Source organism: Caulobacter sp. GW822-FHT07D08 (assembly GCF_058798735.1).
Map to the genome: position 1 here is coordinate 50,377 of NZ_JBXAKU010000003.1, position 17,055 is coordinate 67,431.

General features: G+C 67.5%; 12 protein-coding genes. 2 read left to right on the plus strand and 10 right to left on the minus strand.

Annotation, left to right across the window (positions count from 1 at the left end; genetic code table 11):
* Positions 1-35: 35 nt before the first annotated feature.
* From AC1RJ9_RS06785 to AC1RJ9_RS06795, 3 genes are all read right to left on the minus strand, one after another.
* Positions 36-2,858 (minus strand): [protein-PII] uridylyltransferase, encoded by a 2,823-nt coding sequence (locus AC1RJ9_RS06785; RefSeq protein ID WP_492839039.1) that lies wholly within the window; start codon positions 2,856-2,858, stop codon positions 36-38.
* A gap of 20 nt (positions 2,859-2,878) precedes the next feature.
* A complete protein-coding gene (gene mutS, locus AC1RJ9_RS06790) occupies positions 2,879-5,584 on the minus strand; it encodes a DNA mismatch repair protein MutS (protein WP_492839037.1) in 2,706 nt (901 codons plus the stop codon).
* Between the two features lie 123 nt (positions 5,585-5,707).
* Entirely contained in the window at positions 5,708-6,019 is a 312-nt protein-coding gene (locus AC1RJ9_RS06795) for a hypothetical protein (protein ID WP_492839144.1), read from the minus strand.
* Here AC1RJ9_RS06795 and AC1RJ9_RS06800 point away from each other — a divergent pair.
* Positions 6,003-6,299, plus strand: a complete 297-nt coding sequence (locus AC1RJ9_RS06800; RefSeq protein ID WP_492881598.1) for a hypothetical protein — start codon at positions 6,003-6,005, stop codon at positions 6,297-6,299. The two genes, AC1RJ9_RS06795 and AC1RJ9_RS06800, sit on opposite strands and share 17 nt — an antisense overlap.
* Here AC1RJ9_RS06800 and AC1RJ9_RS06805 read toward each other — a convergent pair.
* The 4 genes from AC1RJ9_RS06805 to AC1RJ9_RS06820 all read right to left on the minus strand — a co-directional run bounded on the left by AC1RJ9_RS06805 (position 6,272) and on the right by AC1RJ9_RS06820 (position 13,008).
* Positions 6,272-6,682, minus strand: coding sequence for a hypothetical protein (locus AC1RJ9_RS06805; RefSeq protein ID WP_492839035.1), 411 nt, complete (start codon positions 6,680-6,682; stop codon positions 6,272-6,274). The two genes, AC1RJ9_RS06800 and AC1RJ9_RS06805, sit on opposite strands and share 28 nt — an antisense overlap.
* Positions 6,683-6,778: 96 nt before the next feature.
* A complete protein-coding gene (dnaJ, locus tag AC1RJ9_RS06810) occupies positions 6,779-7,936 on the minus strand; it encodes a molecular chaperone DnaJ (RefSeq protein WP_492839034.1) in 1,158 nt (385 codons plus the stop codon).
* Between the two features lie 160 nt (positions 7,937-8,096).
* The gene (dnaK, locus tag AC1RJ9_RS06815; protein ID WP_492839033.1) at positions 8,097-9,998 is read right to left on the minus strand and encodes a molecular chaperone DnaK; all 1,902 of its coding nucleotides are present in this window, start codon (positions 9,996-9,998) and stop codon (positions 8,097-8,099) included.
* A gap of 328 nt (positions 9,999-10,326) precedes the next feature.
* Positions 10,327-13,008 (minus strand): M1 family metallopeptidase, encoded by a 2,682-nt coding sequence (locus AC1RJ9_RS06820; RefSeq protein WP_492839032.1) that lies wholly within the window; start codon positions 13,006-13,008, stop codon positions 10,327-10,329.
* A gap of 92 nt (positions 13,009-13,100) precedes the next feature.
* Between AC1RJ9_RS06820 and AC1RJ9_RS06825 the strand changes: the two genes are divergently transcribed.
* The gene (locus tag AC1RJ9_RS06825; protein WP_492839031.1) at positions 13,101-13,712 is read left to right on the plus strand and encodes an alpha-ketoglutarate-dependent dioxygenase AlkB; all 612 of its coding nucleotides are present in this window, start codon (positions 13,101-13,103) and stop codon (positions 13,710-13,712) included.
* Positions 13,713-13,783: 71 nt separating this feature from the next.
* Here the strand turns inward: AC1RJ9_RS06825 and dnaA are convergent, their stop codons facing one another.
* The 3 genes from dnaA to AC1RJ9_RS06840 form a co-directional block, all read right to left on the minus strand.
* Positions 13,784-15,259 carry a chromosomal replication initiator protein DnaA gene (dnaA, locus tag AC1RJ9_RS06830; RefSeq protein ID WP_492839030.1) on the minus strand — a complete coding sequence of 492 codons (1,476 nt, stop codon included), beginning with the start codon at positions 15,257-15,259 and terminating at the stop codon, positions 13,784-13,786.
* 403 nt (positions 15,260-15,662) lie between these two features.
* The gene (rpsT, locus tag AC1RJ9_RS06835; RefSeq protein ID WP_004617408.1) at positions 15,663-15,938 is read right to left on the minus strand and encodes a 30S ribosomal protein S20; all 276 of its coding nucleotides are present in this window, start codon (positions 15,936-15,938) and stop codon (positions 15,663-15,665) included.
* A 208-nt stretch (positions 15,939-16,146) separates the two neighbouring features.
* Positions 16,147-16,935, minus strand: coding sequence for an enoyl-CoA hydratase (locus AC1RJ9_RS06840; protein WP_492839029.1), 789 nt, complete (start codon positions 16,933-16,935; stop codon positions 16,147-16,149).
* Positions 16,936-17,055: the final 120 nt, after the last annotated feature.

Below are 17,055 nucleotides of genomic sequence, written 5' to 3' on the forward strand. Positions count from 1 at the left end.
TCTAGGCGGTGATCCGTGACGCCGGCAAGACAGACCTACCGCGCCACGCTGGCCCGCGCGCGCTTCAGGCCTGGACGGGCGGCGGGCGCGGTGGCCTCGTTCTGCTCCAGAGCCGCCAGCAGGTCGGCCTTGACGACGGCCACCTTGCGGGTCTCGGTCAGCTTTCCGCCTTCCGGCGTCTGGACGTAGAAGGCGTCGACCGCCCGCTCGCCATAGCCGTCGATATGGGCCGACTGGATGGACAGACCGTTGTCGGCCAGGGTCTTGGCCAAGGCGTGCAGCAGGCCAGGCCGGTCGCGGCCCGAGGCCTCGACCACCGTGGCGTCGTTGGACGCCTCGTTGTCGATCGTCACGGTCGGCGCGATGGCGAAGGCGGCGGCGCGGGACTGTTCGGAGCCCCGGCGCGGCTCGACGCCCAGAGACTCGCCCTTGCCGGCGGCTTCCAGCGCATCGGCCAGGCGGCGCAGGGCGCGCGGATTCTCGCAGCCGAACGGCGCGCCGGTCACGTCCTGGACGTAGAAGACGTCCAGCGCCTGGCCCTGGCGGGAGGTGAAGACGCGCGCGCCGACGACATTGCCGCCTAGGGCCGAAATGGCCATGGCCAGGTCGGCGAACAGGCCGCGACGGTCCTTGGCGGCGATCACGATCTCGGCGGCGTTCTGGTTAGGGTGCACTCGGCCCTCGGCGGCGGCCCCGCCTTGGATGGCGGCGCGGCGGGCCAGGGCGGCATGCTCGAACAGCTCCTCCTGCGGGAAGGCGCTGAAATAGGCGTTCTCCATCGCCGAGACCCAGCCCTTGGCGGCCGGGTCGATCTCCAGCAGCGTGGCGCGAGCGGCCTCGGCCAGGCTCTCCTGGTGGCGCAGGACATTGGCGGCGGCGTCGCTGCCGCGCCCGCCCCGGAACACGGCCTCGGTGGCGTTGTAGAGCTCGCGCAGCAGCTGGCCCTTCCAGCCGTTCCACACCCCCGGCCCCACGGCGCGGATGTCGGCGACGGTGATGACCAGCAGCAGGCGCAGGCGCTCGGGGTTCTCGACGATGCGGGCGAAGGCGGCGACGGTGCCGGGATCGGACACGTCGCGCTTCTGGGCGAAGTCGCTCATCACGAGGTGGTTCTCGACCAGCCAGGCGACCAGCTCGACCTTGGTGCGGTCCACGCCCAGACGCTCGCAGGCGCTGCGGGCGGCGCGGGCCCCGGCCTTTTCCTGGCCGCCCACTCCGCCCTTGCCGGTGTCGTGCAGCAGCATGGCCAGGAACAGCGCCTCGCGGTCCTCGATCAACGGCATGATCGAGACGGCCAGGGGATGGTCCTCCACCAGCCGGCCGGCCGCCATGTCGCCGATCACGCCCACGGCCCGCAGGGTGTGCTCGTCCACCGTGTACGAGTGGTACATGTTGAACTGCATCTGGGCCACGACCCGGCCAAACTCCGGGATGAAGCGGCCCAGCACGCCGGCGTCGTTCATCAGGGTCAGGGTGCGATAGCTGCGCTTGCCGCGCGCCAGGAGGTCCAGGAACGCCCGGCAGGCCTCGGGGGCCCGGCGGACCTTGGACGTGATCAGCGACAGGCCGCGGGTCACCGCCGTGAAGGCGTCCGGATGCAGGTCGAGGTCGCGCTCGTCGGCGATCTTGAACAGGCGGATCAGATTGACCGGATCGGCCTCGAAGACCGCCGGCCCGTCGATATTCAGGCGACCGCCATCCTCGTAGAAGCCCTCGACATCCAGCGCCTTGCGCTTGGGGCGGCCGCCCGGCAGGAACCGCGAAATGCCCTTGGGTTCGTTCTTGAAGTGCTCGGCTTCCAGCTTGGCCGAGAAGGCGCGGGTCAGGGCCCCGACCTCCTTGGCGATCAGGAAGTAGCGGCGCATGAACCGCTCGACCGCCGGCGCGTCGCCCCGGTCGCCATAACCCATGCGCCGGGCGATCTCGGGCTGCAGGTCGAAGGTCAGCCGCTCTTCGGGCCGGCCCGTCGTGAAGTGCAGGTGGGCGCGCACGGCGTGCAGGAAGTCGAAGGCGCGGATGAAGGCCTTGGTCTCGCGGGTCGAGAACACCTCCATCTTGAAGACGTCCTCGGGCCGGTCGACCGGGTGGAGATATTCGGCGATCCACATCAGGGTATGGAGGTCGCGCAGGCCGCCCTTGCCTTCCTTGACGTTGGGCTCGACCATATAGCGGCTGGTCCCGGCCCGGGCCTGGCGGTCGTCGCGCTCCTTCAGCTTGGCGGCGACGAACTGGGCGCCGGTGCCCTTCATCACGTCGTCGCGGAAGCGCTTCTTCAGATCGTTGGCCAGGCGTTCGTCGCCGGTCAGCCGGCGGGCCTCCAGGATCGAGGTGCGGATCGTGAAGTCTTCCTTCGAGAGGCGCACGCACTCCTCGATGGTCCGCGAGGCGTGGCCGACCTTGAAGCCCAGGTCCCACAGCGCATAGAGCATGAACTCGATCACGCTCTCGGCGTGCGGCGTCTGCTTGTAGGGCCGCAGGAACAGGAGATCGATGTCGCTGAACGGGGCCAGGGTGCCCCGGCCATAGCCGCCGACGGCCAGCAGGCACAGGCGCTCGCCCTCGGTCGGGTTGCGGGCCCGGAAGACGTGGACCGTCGTGAAATCGTAGAGGGCGGTGATCACCTCGTCGGTGACGCCGCTGATCAGGCGGGCGGTCTCGACGCCGCTGGCGCCGTTCTCCAGCCGCTCCTTGGCGATCATCCGGCCGCGAAACAGCGCCTGCTTGAGGATGTCGATGGCCCGGGCGCGCTGCTCGGCCTCGTTGCCGATGGAATCCAGAGCGGCGGCGGACAGGCGCGCACGCAGGGCGTGCCCGTCGACGACATGTTCCAGGCGGGTGGGGCGAAGGCGACGGGGCATATGGCCTATATGGTTACGCGCTAGGTCTTGAGCAGACCCTTAAGACGATAGAGGGCTTCCAGGGCCTCGCGAGGGCTCATCCCGTCAACATCGAGGTCGGCCAGGGAGTCCTCGACGACGCTGGGCGCCGCTTTGGCGGGCGCCTGCGCCACGGCCTGGCTGACGGCGAACAGCGGCAGGTCGTCCAGCTTGGCCGGCGACTGGTCCTTGCTCTCCAGGCGGTCCAGAACCTCGCGGGCGCGAACGACCACCGGACCAGGCACGCCAGCCAGCTTGGCCACCTGCACGCCGTACGAGCGATCGGCCGGCCCCGGCGCCGCCTCGTGCAGGAAGACGAGGTCGCCGTTCCACTCCTTGGCCCGCAGGGAGAGGTTGGAGACGTGCGCCATCCGCTCCTCCAGCGTCGCCAGCTCGTGATAGTGCGTGGCGAACAGGGCGCGGCTCCTATTGGTGTCGTGCAGAGCCTCGGCGCAGGCCCAGGCGATCGCCAAACCATCGTAGGTGGCCGTGCCCCGGCCGATCTCGTCCAGGATCACCAGGCTGCGCGGCCCGGCCTGGGTGAGGATGGCGGCGGTCTCGACCATCTCCATCATGAAGGTCGAGCGGCCGCGGGCCAGATCGTCGCCCGCGCCGACGCGGCTGAACAGGCGGTCGACGACGCCGAGGCGGAAGCTGGCGGCCGGCACGTAGCAGCCCGATTGCGCCAGGATCGCCAGCAAGGCGTTCTGGCGCAGGAAGGTCGACTTACCGGCCATGTTCGGACCGGTGACGATCGACAGCCGCGCGCCGGTCTCGCCCGAGGCGTCCAGACAGCAGTCGTTTGGAGTGTAGGGATCCCCGGCGCGCTTGACGGCGGCCTCGACCACCGGGTGGCGAGCGCCCTTGGCGTCGAAGGCGTAGGACGTGTCGACAATCGGCCGCACCGCGCCGGCGTCCTCGGCCCACTCGGCAAGGGCGGCGGCGACGTCCAGTCGGGCCAGGGCCTCGGCGGCGATCTGGATGGCGTCGGCGTGGGCGCGGGCCTGTTCGCGCCAGTCCTCGAAGGCGGCGACCTCCATGGCCAGGGCCCGCTCGGCGGCCTGGGCGATGCGGGCGTCCAGATCGGCCAGCTCCACCGTGGTGAAGCGCACCTGGTTGGCCAGGGTCTGGCGGTGGATGAAGGTGGCGTTCAGCGGCGGCTGGAACAGCGGGTCGGCCTTGCCGGCGGTGGCCTCGACGAAATAGCCGAGCACGCCGTTGTGGCGGATCTTCAGCGGCACGCCGCTCTCGGCCATCAGCTGGGCTTCCAGGGCGATGATCACCTTGCGGCTGTCGTCGCGCAGGCCCCGCGCCTGGTCCAGCTCGGGCCGGACGCCGGCGGCTACGAAGCCGCCGTCGCGGGCCAGGGCCGGGAGATCGGGGCCCAGGCCCTGCTCCAGGGTGTTCAGGAATTGCGACAGGCCCTCGTGCAGCGACGGGGTCAGGGCCTTGAAGGCGTGCTCCAGCTCGAACGGCGGCGGCGACAGCGGATCAGGCGAACCGCCCGCCATGCCGGCCAGACGCTCGCCGCACTTCAGAGTGTCGCGCAGGCAACCCAGATCGCGCGGCCCACCTCGACCCAGGGCAAGACGGGAAAGCGCGCGGGCCATGTCGCCCGAACCCTTCAGCACCTCGCGCAGGCGCTGGCGCAGAGGGCGGTGCTCGACGAACCACTCCACGGCGTCCAGTCGCTGATCGATGGCGGCGACGTCCAGCAGCGGCCGGGCCAGGCGCGAGGCCAGCATCCGCGCGCCGCCGGCCGTCACCGTGCGGTCGATACAGGCCAAGAGCGAGCCGTTGCGGTCGCCGGTCTGGGTACGGTCGATCTCCAGGCTGCCGCGCGTGGCCGGGTCGATGGCCATGACGTCGGCGTCGGCGGCGCGGCGCGGCGCGCGCAGGGCCGGCAGCTTGCCGGCCTGGGTCATCTCAAGGTGGGCGGCGATCAGGCCCAGGGCCCCGATCTCGGCCGGGGTGAGACCGCCGAAGCCATCCAGGGTCTCGACGCCGTAGAGGCGCTTGACGCGCGCTTCGGACGCCTGCGGCTCGGACAGGGCCGAGGGCATCGGCTGCACCAGGCCGCCGCAGATCTTCAGGGTCTGGGAGAGGGCGTCGTCCGACAGCAGGCGGTCGGCGACCAGGGTCTCGGACGGGGCCAGGGCGGCCAGGATCGGCGCCACGGCCTCCTTGGCCACCGCGAACACCTCGACCTCGCCGGTCGACAGCTCGACCGAGGCCACCGCCGCCTGGCCCGCACGGATGGCGACGGCGGCCAGGCGATTGGCGCCGCGGGCGTCCAGCAGGCCGTCCTCGGTCAGGGTGCCCGGCGTGACGACCCGGACGATGTCGCGACGAACGACCGACTTGGAGCCGCGCTTCTTGGCCTCGGCCGGGTCTTCCATCTGCTCGCAGACGGCGACCTTGAAGCCCAGGCGGATCAGCTTGGACAGATAGGCCTCGGCCGCGTGCTGCGGCACGCCGGCCATCGGGATCGGCTGGCCGTTGTGGGTTCCCCGGAAGGTCTGGCTGATGCCCAGCGCGGCGGCGGCCTTGTAGGCGTCGTCGAAGAACAGCTCGTAGAAGTCGCCCATGCGGAAGAAGATCAACGCATCGGGCTGCCGCGCCTTCATCTCGAAGAACTGCTGCATCACCGGCGTCGCGCCGGCGGGATCGAGCAGGTGGGCAGGGGTCGGCGTGGCGTGGGCGTTCATGACGCCCGAAACTACAGAGCGTCGCGGGTGGCGTTAAGGGGTTGGAAAGGGTTATCCACATGGGGAGCAATTTGCATTTTTTGCACAATGCTCCGAACCAGCGCTCTCAAGAACCGAACGCGCTCACTTCAAACCCCTTCCCGTATTCTTGATGGCCTTCTGAAGCCTGCGCCCCACTTTCTTGATGTCTTCGGCAGCAGGAAGCGCCTCTGGCATCTGCCCACCAATGTCCTTGATGGTTTGGCGAACCTTCGCTCCGACATCAAAGTGCGCGCGATTGGCAGCCAATCGGCCCTTGATGCCTTCGCGGCGCAGCTTCTCTTCAGTTTGCGTAGCGCGAAAGAGATTTGCCGCGAGCTCTGTGCTGCCCATGTGATCAAGAATGGCTTGCTTGGCCGTCAAACTCTTACGTAGGCGAATGCCCGCAACATCCAGTCCACCATACGCTTGCTATCTGACGGCTCAGAATGGTGACGGCCGAAAACGACCGATAGCCTTCGCGCAGACCTACTTCGCAATCCAGACGCGCCGTCAGGAGATCGCGGACCAAGAAGCCCAAGGGTATCTACCGCTGTCCGAGGACGAGCGGAGGGTTCTTCTTCGTGATGAGATCAAGACTCACAACAAGCACCTAGCGAGTGCGGCGAAGAACGCGGGTGTTCGTGAGGGGGTGGAATTCGCGATCTTTCAGACCGAAGGATACAAAGGGCTGTAGCGGCTGAGAACGATGTCATCGATCTCGCGCTCTGCTCCGCTACCGAGTTGGACCATTTTTCCGACGCCGGCAAAATGGTCTTCACGTCGATGACCGGCTTCAACGCACGCGTCCTTGGCCTTAGCGATGACAGCGAGAAAGTTGTCCCACTTGGTGTACCCAAGCAGGATCTGCAGATCGCGGCCGAACCAGTACTCGCTACCGTTAGCGTCGAGCTGAGCGGCAGCTTCGAACGCCGCCATCAACCCTTCTATCGTTTCCTCGGCCCGCCGCACGGGGATAGGCTCCGGGGGAGCGTGAGGGTGATCCTGAGAAAGTTTCTGAAGCGCTTCGTTGAATGCCAAGTCGGCGATTTTACGAGCGTGCTCGGGATCATCAGACATCAGGAAGGCACCTCAGCGAGTAGGCACCCGGCTCGCAGGCCAGATCAGAACAATTATAGAACGATTCCGAAATCCTGCTAGAGCGCCAAGCGCGCCCTAATTCCCCGTGACCTCTTCCCAGAACCTCTTCGCCTTGCCGACGAAATTGGCGGACTTGGGGTTCTGTTTCTCGCCGCACAGGCCGGCCAGCTCGCGCATCAGTTCCTTCTGACGGGCGGACAGGTGGGTCGGGGTTTCGACGAACAGCTCGACCACCAGGTCGCCGCGCTGGCGGCTGCGCAGGGACGGCATGCCCTTGCCCTTGAGGCGGACGGTCTTGCCGGTCTGGGCGCCTTCGGGGACGGCGACGGTGATCTTGCACTCGCCGTCGCAAGCCTCGCCGCCCAGCAGGCAGGGGGCCTCGATCTCGCCGCCGAGGGCCGCGGTGGTCATCGGCACGGGCACGGTGCACAGCAGGTCCAGGCCATCGCGCTCGAACAGCTCGTGCGGGATCACCGACAGGAAGATGTAGAGGTCGCCGCGCGGCCCGCCGCGCGCGCCCGCGTCCCCCTCGCCCGCCAGACGGATCCGGGCGCCGTCGTCGACGCCGGCGGGGATGCGGACCGACAGGATGCGCTCGCGGCGCACCTGACCGTGGCCATGGCAGTTGGTGCAGGGATCCAGGACCAGGCGGCCCGAGCCGCCGCAGCGCGGGCAGCCGCGCTCGACCGCGAAGAAGCCTTGGGTGGCGCGGACCCGGCCGGCGCCGCCGCACGTACCGCAGACGGTGGGGCTGGTGCCGGGCTTGGCGCCCGAGCCCTCGCAGACCTCGCAGGTCATGGCGGCGGGCACCTTGATCTCGACCTCGGCGCCGGCATAGGCCTGCTCGAGGGCGATCTCCAGGTCATAGCGCAGGTCCTGGCCGCGCTGCGGGCCGTTCGACTGGCGACGACCGCCGCCGAACATCTCGCCGAACACGTCCCCGAAGACATCGTTGAAGATGTCGCCGGCGTCGAAGCCCTGGCCGCCGAAACCGCCCGCGCCGCCTTGGCCGCCGTTGACGCCGGCATGGCCGAAGCGGTCATAGGCCGCGCGCTTCTGCGGATCGGAGAGGACCGAATAGGCCTCGTTGATTTCCTTGAACCGGCCAGTGGCGTTCTCACAGCCCCCGTTGCGGTCCGGGTGGTGTTCCATCGCCAGTTTGCGGAACGCGGACTTCAGACCAGCATCGTCGATGGTCCGGGTCACGCCGAGAATTTCGTAATAGTCGCGCATAATCAGCGTCTGGCGCCCAAAAGGCCCACGAAAGTGGCGTTGATGAAGGAAGAGGTGGGATAGCACGCGGCCCGGCGCAAGGCGTCCTCGGGCGAAGCGGCAAGAGGTCGCGGCCGCGGAACAGGGCTGTCGCTGATGTTCCGCGGCGCGCGCATGGCGATTAGTTCGCCGGCTTGTTGTCGTCGACTTCTTCGAACTCGGCGTCGACGACGCCATCGTCCGCGGCCCCAGCGCCGTCAGCGCCTTCGGCCGAACCCTGCTGCGAAGCGTACATGGCTTCGCCCAGCTTCATCGACGCCTGGATCAGCGCCTGGGTCTTGGCCTGGATGGCCTCGACGTCCTCGCCTTCCAGGGCGGTCTTCAGCTCGGTGACGCCGGTCTCGATCGCGGTCTTTTCAGTCGCGCCGACCTTGTCGCCATGCTCGGCCAGAGCCTTCTCGGTCGAGTGCAGGATCGCCTCGCCCTGGTTCTTGGCCTCGACCAGCTGCTTCTTCTTCTCGTCCGCGGCCTTGTTGGCCTCGGCTTCCTTGACCATGCGCTCGATGTCGCTGTCCGAGAGGCCGCCGTTGGCCTGGATGCGGATCGAGTGCTCCTTGTTGGTAGCCTTGTCCTTGGCGTGGACTTGCACGATGCCGTTGGCGTCGATGTCGAAGGTGACCTCGATCTGCGGCACGCCGCGCGGCGCCGGCGGGATGCCGACCAGGTCGAACTGACCCAGGACCTTGTTGTCGACGGCCATCGGGCGTTCGCCCTGGAACACGCGGATCGTCACGGCCGACTGGTTGTCGTCGGCGGTCGAGAAGGTCTGCGAGCGCTTGGTCGGGATCGTGGTGTTGCGTTCGATCAGCGGGGTGAACACACCGCCCAGGGTCTCGATGCCCAGGGTCAGCGGGGTCACGTCCAGCAGCAGCACGTCCTTGACGTCGCCTTGCAGCACGCCGGCCTGGACGGCCGCGCCCAGCGCCACGACTTCATCGGGGTTCACGCCCTTGTGCGGTTCGCGACCGAAGAAGTCCTGCACCGCCTGCTGGACCTTGGGCATGCGGCTCATGCCGCCGACCAGGATCACTTCGTCGATGTCGCTCTTCTTCAGGCCGGCGTCCTTCAGGGCCTGTTCGCACGGACCGATGGTGCGGGCGATCAGGTCGTCGACCAGGGCTTCCAGCTTGGCGCGCGACAGCTTGATGTTCAGGTGCAGCGGGCCCGAGGCGTTCATGCTGATGAACGGCAGGTTGACCTCGTACTGGGCCGTCGAGGACAGCTCCTTCTTGGCCTTTTCCGCTTCTTCGCGCAGGCGCTGGAGGGCCAGCTTGTCCTTGCGCAGGTCGACGCCCTGCTCCTTCTTGAACTCGTCGGCCAGGTAGTCGACGATCCGCAGGTCGAAGTCCTCGCCGCCCAGGAAGGTGTCGCCGTTGGTCGACTTCACCTCGAAGACGCCGTCGCCGATTTCCAGGATCGAGACGTCGAACGTGCCGCCGCCCAGGTCATAGACGGCGATCTTCTTGCCGTCGTTCTTGTCCAGGCCGTAGGCCAGGGCCGCCGCGGTCGGCTCGTTGATGATGCGCAGGACTTCCAGGCCGGCGATCTTGCCGGCGTCCTTGGTCGCCTGACGCTGGGCGTCGTTGAAGTAGGCCGGAACGGTGATGACCGCCTTGGTCACCGGCTCGCCCAGGTGGGCTTCGGCGGCTTCCTTCATCTTCTGCAGGATGAAGGCCGACACTTCCTGCGGGCTGTAGTCCTTGCCGTGGGCCTTGACCCAGGCGTCGCCGGTCGGGCCCTTGACGATCTCGTAGGGCACCATGCCCTTGTCCTTTTCGACCACCGGATCGCTGGCGTTGCGGCCGATAAGGCGCTTGATCGCGAACAGCGTGTTGGTCGGGTTGGTCACGGCCTGGCGCTTGGCGGGTTGGCCGACAAGGCGCTCGCCGTCTTCCAGGAAGGCCACGACCGACGGCGTGGTGCGAGCGCCTTCGGCGTTCTCGATCACCTTCGGGTTCTTGCCGTCCATGATGGCCACGCACGAGTTCGTGGTGCCAAGGTCGATGCCGATAATCTTGCTCATTTTGGTACCTGTTCGCTCCTTTAGGCGGACGGTGGTGACGAGGGCCTTCTCGGAAGCGCCCCGGTTTTTCTCGTTCCCGTCCCCGATGGGTTCGTACGCTCTACGGTTAGATCCACATCCTGCTCCGCCGGTGAAAGCCGAGCGGGCAAAATGCGTTGTGCGAACTTGACGAGCCCGTCAACCCCGCTTCGAAGCCGGATATGGGGGATGGGTAGCGGGGTGCAAGGCCATAACCCCATACCGCGAGGGGGATTCTGTCCTCAAGACAAAGAAAAATGGCCGCACCCCTGTGGAGCGCGGCCAGGAAATATATCACGTTATCGAGGATTTAGCTGTTCTTGCCCACCCAGGCGGTGATGGCCGGCAGGCGCTGCTGGCGGATCTTGGCGCGGTTCAGCACCGAGGCGGCGGCCTTGTCGGCTTCCTTGCGCGAACCTTCCGCCAGATTGGCCGCGGCCCAGGCCTTGATCTTCTCGGCCATGGCCGGGTTCGACGAGCCGGCGCCCAGACCGGGGATGAACCGGGTGCGCGAGGTGGAGTCGACCTTTTCGTTGACCTTGTCCTTGTTGGCCACGGCCCAGTCGAAGGTCATGTCCGGATGCGCGCCGGCGACGCGTGAGATCATCGTGCTGGACATGGTCTCGCCCGGCTCCGGCGTCAGGGCCAGCTCCAATGCCTTCCTGGCCAGGGTCTCGTCCTCGGCCGAGGCGAGCAGCGAGAACAGCTGGGCGCGGATCAGCGGGGTCTTCTCGGCCAGGGCCTGGGCATGGATGGCGTCCCAGGTGGCGGCGTCGGCGTGACGGGCCACGACGCTGAGGATGGTCTTGCGCAGCGGACCGGGGATGGCCGACGGATCGGTCTTCTCGGCGTTGAACCGGCGGGTGGCCTCGGCCACGACCTCCGGGTCACCCAGGCCGCCCAGCGTGCCAATCAGTTCGCCACGCAGGATGGCGGTGCTGTCGGGCTCGCCCGACTGGGCGGTCCAGCCCACCTTGGCCAGCAGCGGGCGCAGCTTGGCGACGGCCAGCTTGCGGAACGCAGCGCGTTCGGCCGGCATGCCCTCGTAATAGTTGTCGATGCTGGAATAGACGCCGGCGATCTTCGAGAACACCTGCGGGTCGGCGTCGGCCGGCGTGGCCTTGGCCAGGTCGAGGAAGTCGGTGGCGGGCTGGTAGCCGGCCAGGCCCATCGACCAGGCGTCGCTCATCACGCCCAACTGGTCGATCGCCGGCAGCTTGGCGAAGCTCTGGACGATGCCGCCGAAGCGCTCGGCGCCGTATTGGGTGCGGAAATAGCCATTCTGGCCGGCATTGACCACGACCGGGCCGCAGCCGTCGACCGTGACCGAGCCCTTGCCGCCAGTGACCAGCGTCTTGGCCTCGCCGCCGCCGATAGCCTGAACGGTGACGGGCACGCGCCAGAGCAGCGGCGTCTTGCCCGGCATGTCCTTGCTGAACTCGCCCTGCGTCAGGGTCAGGGTGGTCTTGCCGGCCGCGCAGGTCGCCGCGTCGACGGTGATCATCGGCACGCCGGGCTGCAGGGTGAAGTCGTGGGCGATGGCGGTGATCGGCTTCCTGGCCGCGCCCTCGACCGACGACCACAGATCGTCGCTGACCGTATTGCCGTGGGCGTGCTTCTTCATGTAGGCGCGCACGCCGTCACGCCAGGCGTCGTGACCCACATAGCTTTCCAGCATGCGGATGACGGCCTCGCCCTTCTGGTAGGTGATGCCGTCGAAGGCTTGGCTGGCCTGCTCGACGGTGGTCACATGCTGAACCACCGGATGGGTGGTCGACAGGGCGTCCAGGCCCATGGCGTATTCGCGGCCGCCCACGGCGTTCAGGTTGGCGTTCCATTCCGGGTGGAAGTGCTCGGTCGCCCGGCCCTCCATCCACGAGGCGAAGCCCTCGTTCAGCCACAGATCGTCCCACCAGGCCATGGTGACCAGGTCGCCGAACCACTGGTGGGCCATCTCGTGGGCCACGGTGGTGAAGACGGTCTGCTTGTCGCTCTCGGTCGAGATCTTCGGGTCCAGCAGCAGCGCGTATTCGAAGTAGAAGATCGCGCCCCAGTTCTCCATGGCGCTGAAGAACTGGCTGCGGCCCGGAGCGGCGATGTTGTCCAGGACCGGCAGCGGGTACGGGGTGCCGAAATAGTCGTTGTACCAGGGCAGGATGTCGGCGGCCGCCTTCAGGGCGAACTGCGCCTTGGGGGTGTCGCCCTTCTTGGTGACCACGCCAACGTCGGCGCCGGCGGCCTTCACCGAGGCGCGATCGAACTCGCCCAGGCCGAAGAACAGCAGGTAGGTCGACATCTTCGGCGACGTCGCGAACTTCACCAGGGTCTTGCCGTTCCCCAGGTCCTTGGACGCGGCGATCGGCATGTTGCCCAGCGCCATCTGGCCGGTCGGGATCGTCGCCTCGACGCTATAGGTCGCCTTGTAGAACGGCTCGTCCCACGAGGGGATGAAGCGGCGGGCGTCGGAGTTCTCGAACTGGGTGTAGATCGCGCGCTTCTTGCCGGTCTCGGTCTCGTAGTCGAGCGCGAACAGGCCGGCGGCCTGAGTGTAGATCTTACCCGTATAGTCGAGGGCCAGGACGTACTTGCCCTTCGGAAGGACCTTGGCGAACGTGAAGCTGGCGGTCTGGGCCTCGTCGTCGACCTTGACCTTCGCGACGCCCACGCCAGCGATCTCGGCCTTGGAGAACGCCAGGTCGGCGGCCTGCAGGGTGACGGTCGCGGTCGGCTCGACCACCTCGATGGCGATCTTCACGCTGGCGGCGAAGGTCATCTTGTCGGCGTCGGGCGTGATCGACAGGTCGTAGTGCGTGGGCCGGACAGCGCGTGGGAGCTGGGTCGTCACCGAGGCGAAGGTCGCGCCCTTGCTCCCGGCCTGGGCGGCGGCGGCGGCCGGCCTGGTCTTCACGACGGTCGCGGCGGACGCGGCGGACACGGCGCCGGCGGCGAACAAAATCACGGCGACGGCCGCGGAGGACATAAGACGGCGCATGTACAGTCCTGATATGGAAAATTAGTCCGGCGTCCGCGCCGGAGGCGCAAACCAACACCTTCCGTCCCTATGGCGCGTCTTAAATTTCAGTAATGTTTCAGCCCCTCTCCGTTATTCCCGGTTTCGACCTCTGGCCCGGCCTGCTGGACCTGTCGGCCCAGCGCGCGCTGATCGACGCGGTGATGGACGCCGCCCAAGCCGCGCCGTTCGCGCACTACGACACGGCCTATGGCAAGGCGATGAGCGTGGCCATGACCGCCTTCGGTCCGTTGGGCTGGACCAGCGACAGGGCGGGATACCGCTACGCCGAACGCCATCCGGGCACGGACCAGGCCTGGCCCGAGATGCCGCAAGCTCTGCTCGATCTCTGGAAGACGCTGGGCGACCCCGACACCCCGCCGGACTCCTGCCTGGTGAACCTCTATCGCGGCGACGCGCGCATGGGTCTGCACCAGGATCGCGACGAGGCCGATCCAGCCTTTCCGGTACTGTCGATCTCGCTGGGGGACACGGCGGTGTTCCGGATCGGCGGGATCAGCCGCAAGGATCCGACGCGGAGCCTGCGGTTGGGCTCGGGCGATGTGTGCCGATTGTCCGGCCCGGCGAGGCTCGCCTTCCACGGCGTCGACCGGATCCTGGCCGGTTCATCGGGCCTCGTACCGGGCGGCGGTCGGATCAACCTGACGCTTAGACGAGCCCTGTAGGGCCTCGCCCACAACGAAGAAGGCCGCCCCTTTCGGAGCGGCCTTCTTGTCGACGCCGATCTGAGGCCGGATCAGCCGCGCAGCTTGCGGGTGATGACTTCCAGGTCGTGGTTCAGGGTGCTGTCCTCGGCGCGCAGGGCCTCGATGCGGCGCACGGCGTGCAGGACGGTCGTGTGGTCGCGACCGCCGAAGCGACGGCCGATGTCCGGCAGCGAACGGGTGGTCAGCTGCTTGGCCAGCCACATGGCGGCCTGGCGCGGACGGGCGATGGCGCGGTTGCGGCGCTCCGACAGCAGATCGGCCTGCTTCATGCCGTAGTGGTCGGACGTCGCCTTCTGGATGTCGTCGATGGTGATGCGCTTCTCGCCCGACCGCAGGTGGGGACGCAGGACCGCCTGCACCTCGTCGAGGGTCATGCGCGACAGGCCCTCGCCCGCGCGGGCCGACAGGGTGTTCAGCGCGCCTTCCAGCTCGCGGACGCTGTCGGTGAAGCGGTCGGCCAGGAACTGCAGCACGTCAGGACGCATGGTCGGCTCGAAGCCGTGGGCCACGGCCAGGGTCTGGATCTTACGCTCCAGGATGCCCAGGCGCAGGTTGCGGTCGGCGGGCTCCAGGCCGCACACCAGGCCCGCCGACAGGTGCGAGCGCAGGTGGGCGTCCATCTCGGTCATGGCCGACGGCGGACGGTCCGCCGAGAACACCACCCGGCCGCCGTCGCCGACCAGGGCGGTCAGGGTGTGGAACAGCTCTTCCTGGGTCGACTGCTTGCCGGCGATGAAATGCACGTCGTCGATGATCAGCAGGTCCGCGGCGCGCAGCTCTTCCTTGAAGGCCGCCGTCTGGCGATCCATCAGGGCGCGCACGAAGGTCGACAGGAAGCGTTCGGCGGTCAGATACACGACGCGCTTTTCCGGCGCGTTGCGCATGGCTTCCCAGGCCAGGGCGTTCAGCAGGTGGGTCTTGCCGAAGCCGTAGGGGCCGTGGAACAGCACGGGATTGAAGTGGCCGTCGGCCCAGTTGGCGATCCGGCGCGCCACGGCGTGGGCGAACTCGTTGGCCGGACCCGGGACGAAGGTCTCGAAGGTGAAGCGCTCTTGCAGGCCCTGGGTGCGGGTCGACTTGGTGATCGGGGCCGGCACGTCGCTGGACACCGGCAGAACGATCTCGATGGGCTCGGCGGCCACGGCCTTGGGGGCGGCCTCGACATAGGCGGCGCCGTTACCGGCCAGAGCGGCCTCGAACTCCAGGCGCGACTTCAGGTCGATGCGACGGGCGGTCGGGTCGTTGGCGGCCCACAGCTCGCCGATGCGGCGCCAGGCGCTGCGACGGATCCAGTCGCGGGCGATGCCCGTCGACGTGACCAGGACGACATCGCCGGCCGCGGCCTCGCGCAGAGCCGCCGGAGCGATCCATGACCCGAAGGCCGCATCGCCAAGCTCGCGTTTCAGAGCCACGCAAACCTTCGACCACACACTCGTCGCCGGCTCTACAGCCGCCGCGATCACTGTCGAGAAGTCCTGGCTGGCCGCCCCGCCCTTCATCGTCATTCGTCCACCGCCTCGCACAAAAACAACCGCCGCTACCATTCCTGCCGCCCGCCCCCCATGGCGTACGGCCGGTCTTCTCAACGCACACAGGTTCTTACCCGGCGAACGCAATGGTTCCGCCGCCGCCTCGTTTTTTCCAAGACTGGAGAAGCGCTGAGACGCTTAAACTAGCCACCGGCGGGGGCCGGTCAAACGGAAAACTTGCGTCCGAGCCCGGATATTTCTGTTGACTCGCGAGAGCCCCTCGCCCGGCAAGGGAATAGTGAAGACAGCTGCTCAGATCACAGATTGCAACGACAGGAATAGGGCGTTGGATTCAAAGCAAAAGCCGACCAGGCGGACCTGATCGGCTTTTGTAAATACTTGAAATCGTTAGACGAACGGCGTTCGTCCAAAATCTGGACTAGGCGGCGGCCTTGTCCAGCTTCTTCAGACGGGCCGCCAGACGCGACACTTTGCGCGAGCCCGTGTTGGGGTGAACCACGCCCTTCGAAACCGCGCGCATCAGCTCCGATTGAGCCTCCACGAAAGCGGCCTTGGCGACGGCCACATCGCCCTTGGCGATGGCGTCTTCGAACTTGCGCAGGAAGGTGCGCACGCGCGAGCGACGAGCGGTGTTGACTTCGGTGCGGCGAGCGATCTTGCGGATCGCTTTCTTGGCGCCGGGATTATTGGCCATTAGGTCGGACCTTCAAACGGACAGCCACGCGGGCGGCCGCGAAGCAGGGAAAATAGAGCGCGCGGATATACGGGAAGCGCCGGCCGGGGTCAACGGTCCACAGGCGGAATCCTGCGAGCCATCCTGACGCAATCGTTTCGCAGGCGTGACAGCCGGAAGTGGAACCCGGTCCCGGCGACCATCCCGCATAAAAGGACATGCGGGAGCATCACGCGCCCTTGAACGTCGGCTTTCGTTTCTCGACGAAGGCGGCCATGCCTTCTTTCTGATCTTCGAAGGCGAACAGCGAATGGAACAGGCGCCGCTCCAGCGCCACGCCCGTCGTCAGGGTCGTCTCATAAGCGGCCTCGACCAGTTCCTTGTTCATGGCCACGGCCAGCGGCGACTGGGCGGCGATCTTCGCCGCGACGGCCAGAACCTCGTCGATCAGCGTGTCGGCCGGGAAGACCCGCGAGACCAGACCCGAGCGCTCGGCCTCCTCGGCGCCCATCATCCGGCCGGTCAGGATCATGTCCATGGCCTTGGACTTGCCGACGAAGCGGGTCAGGCGCTGCGTGCCGCCGATGCCCGGCGAGACGCCCAGCGTGATCTCGGGCTGGCCGAACTTGGCGGTGTCGGCCGCCAGGATGAAGTCGCACATCATGGCCAGCTCGCAGCCTCCGCCCAGGGCGTAGCCGGCGACGGCGGCGATGATCGGCTTGCGGCACTGCTCGACCGCCCGCGCCCCGGCCGTGAAGAAGTCGGCCTTGAACATCTGGGCGTAGCTCTTGTCCGACATCTCCTTGATGTCGGCGCCGGCCGCGAAGGCCTTGGCCGAGCCGGTCAGCACGATGCACCCCACCGCGTCGTCGGCCTCCGCCGCGGTCAGCGCCTGGGCCAGCTCGCCCAACAACTGGGTGGTGAGGGCGTTCAAGGCCTCGGGCCGGTTCAGCCGGATCAAGGTCACACCCGGCGCGCTTTCCGGCGTCTCGACGATCAGGGTCTGGTACTCGGCCATCGATGGGTCTCTCCTGCTTGAGCGGTGCATTTATAGAGAGCCGGGCGGCGTTGGGGAGGGGGCTTGGTGGCCTCATCAGACTCCCTTTCCCTGCTTCCGCTCGGGAAGGGAGCCCCATGC

Bases quoted from the DNA above. Each gene is read 5' to 3' on its own strand.
- AC1RJ9_RS06820 (WP_492839032.1), bottom strand. From the start codon at position 13,008: ATGCGCCGTCTTATGTCCTCCGCGGCCGTCGCCGTGATTTTGTTCGCC.
- dnaK (WP_492839033.1), bottom strand. From the start codon at position 9,998: ATGAGCAAGATTATCGGCATCGACCTTGGCACCACGAACTCGTGCGTG.
- dnaA (WP_492839030.1), bottom strand. From the start codon at position 15,259: ATGACGATGAAGGGCGGGGCGGCCAGCCAGGACTTCTCGACAGTGATC.
- AC1RJ9_RS06785 (WP_492839039.1), bottom strand. From the start codon at position 2,858: ATGCCCCGTCGCCTTCGCCCCACCCGCCTGGAACATGTCGTCGACGGG.
- dnaJ (WP_492839034.1), bottom strand. From the start codon at position 7,936: ATGCGCGACTATTACGAAATTCTCGGCGTGACCCGGACCATCGACGAT.
- rpsT (WP_004617408.1), bottom strand. From the start codon at position 15,938: ATGGCCAATAATCCCGGCGCCAAGAAAGCGATCCGCAAGATCGCTCGC.
- AC1RJ9_RS06840 (WP_492839029.1), bottom strand. From the start codon at position 16,935: ATGGCCGAGTACCAGACCCTGATCGTCGAGACGCCGGAAAGCGCGCCG.
- AC1RJ9_RS06800 (WP_492881598.1), top strand. From the start codon at position 6,003: ATGCCCGCAACATCCAGTCCACCATACGCTTGCTATCTGACGGCTCAG.
- mutS (WP_492839037.1), bottom strand. From the start codon at position 5,584: ATGAACGCCCACGCCACGCCGACCCCTGCCCACCTGCTCGATCCCGCC.
- AC1RJ9_RS06805 (WP_492839035.1), bottom strand. From the start codon at position 6,682: ATGTCTGATGATCCCGAGCACGCTCGTAAAATCGCCGACTTGGCATTC.
- AC1RJ9_RS06825 (WP_492839031.1), top strand. From the start codon at position 13,101: ATGTTTCAGCCCCTCTCCGTTATTCCCGGTTTCGACCTCTGGCCCGGC.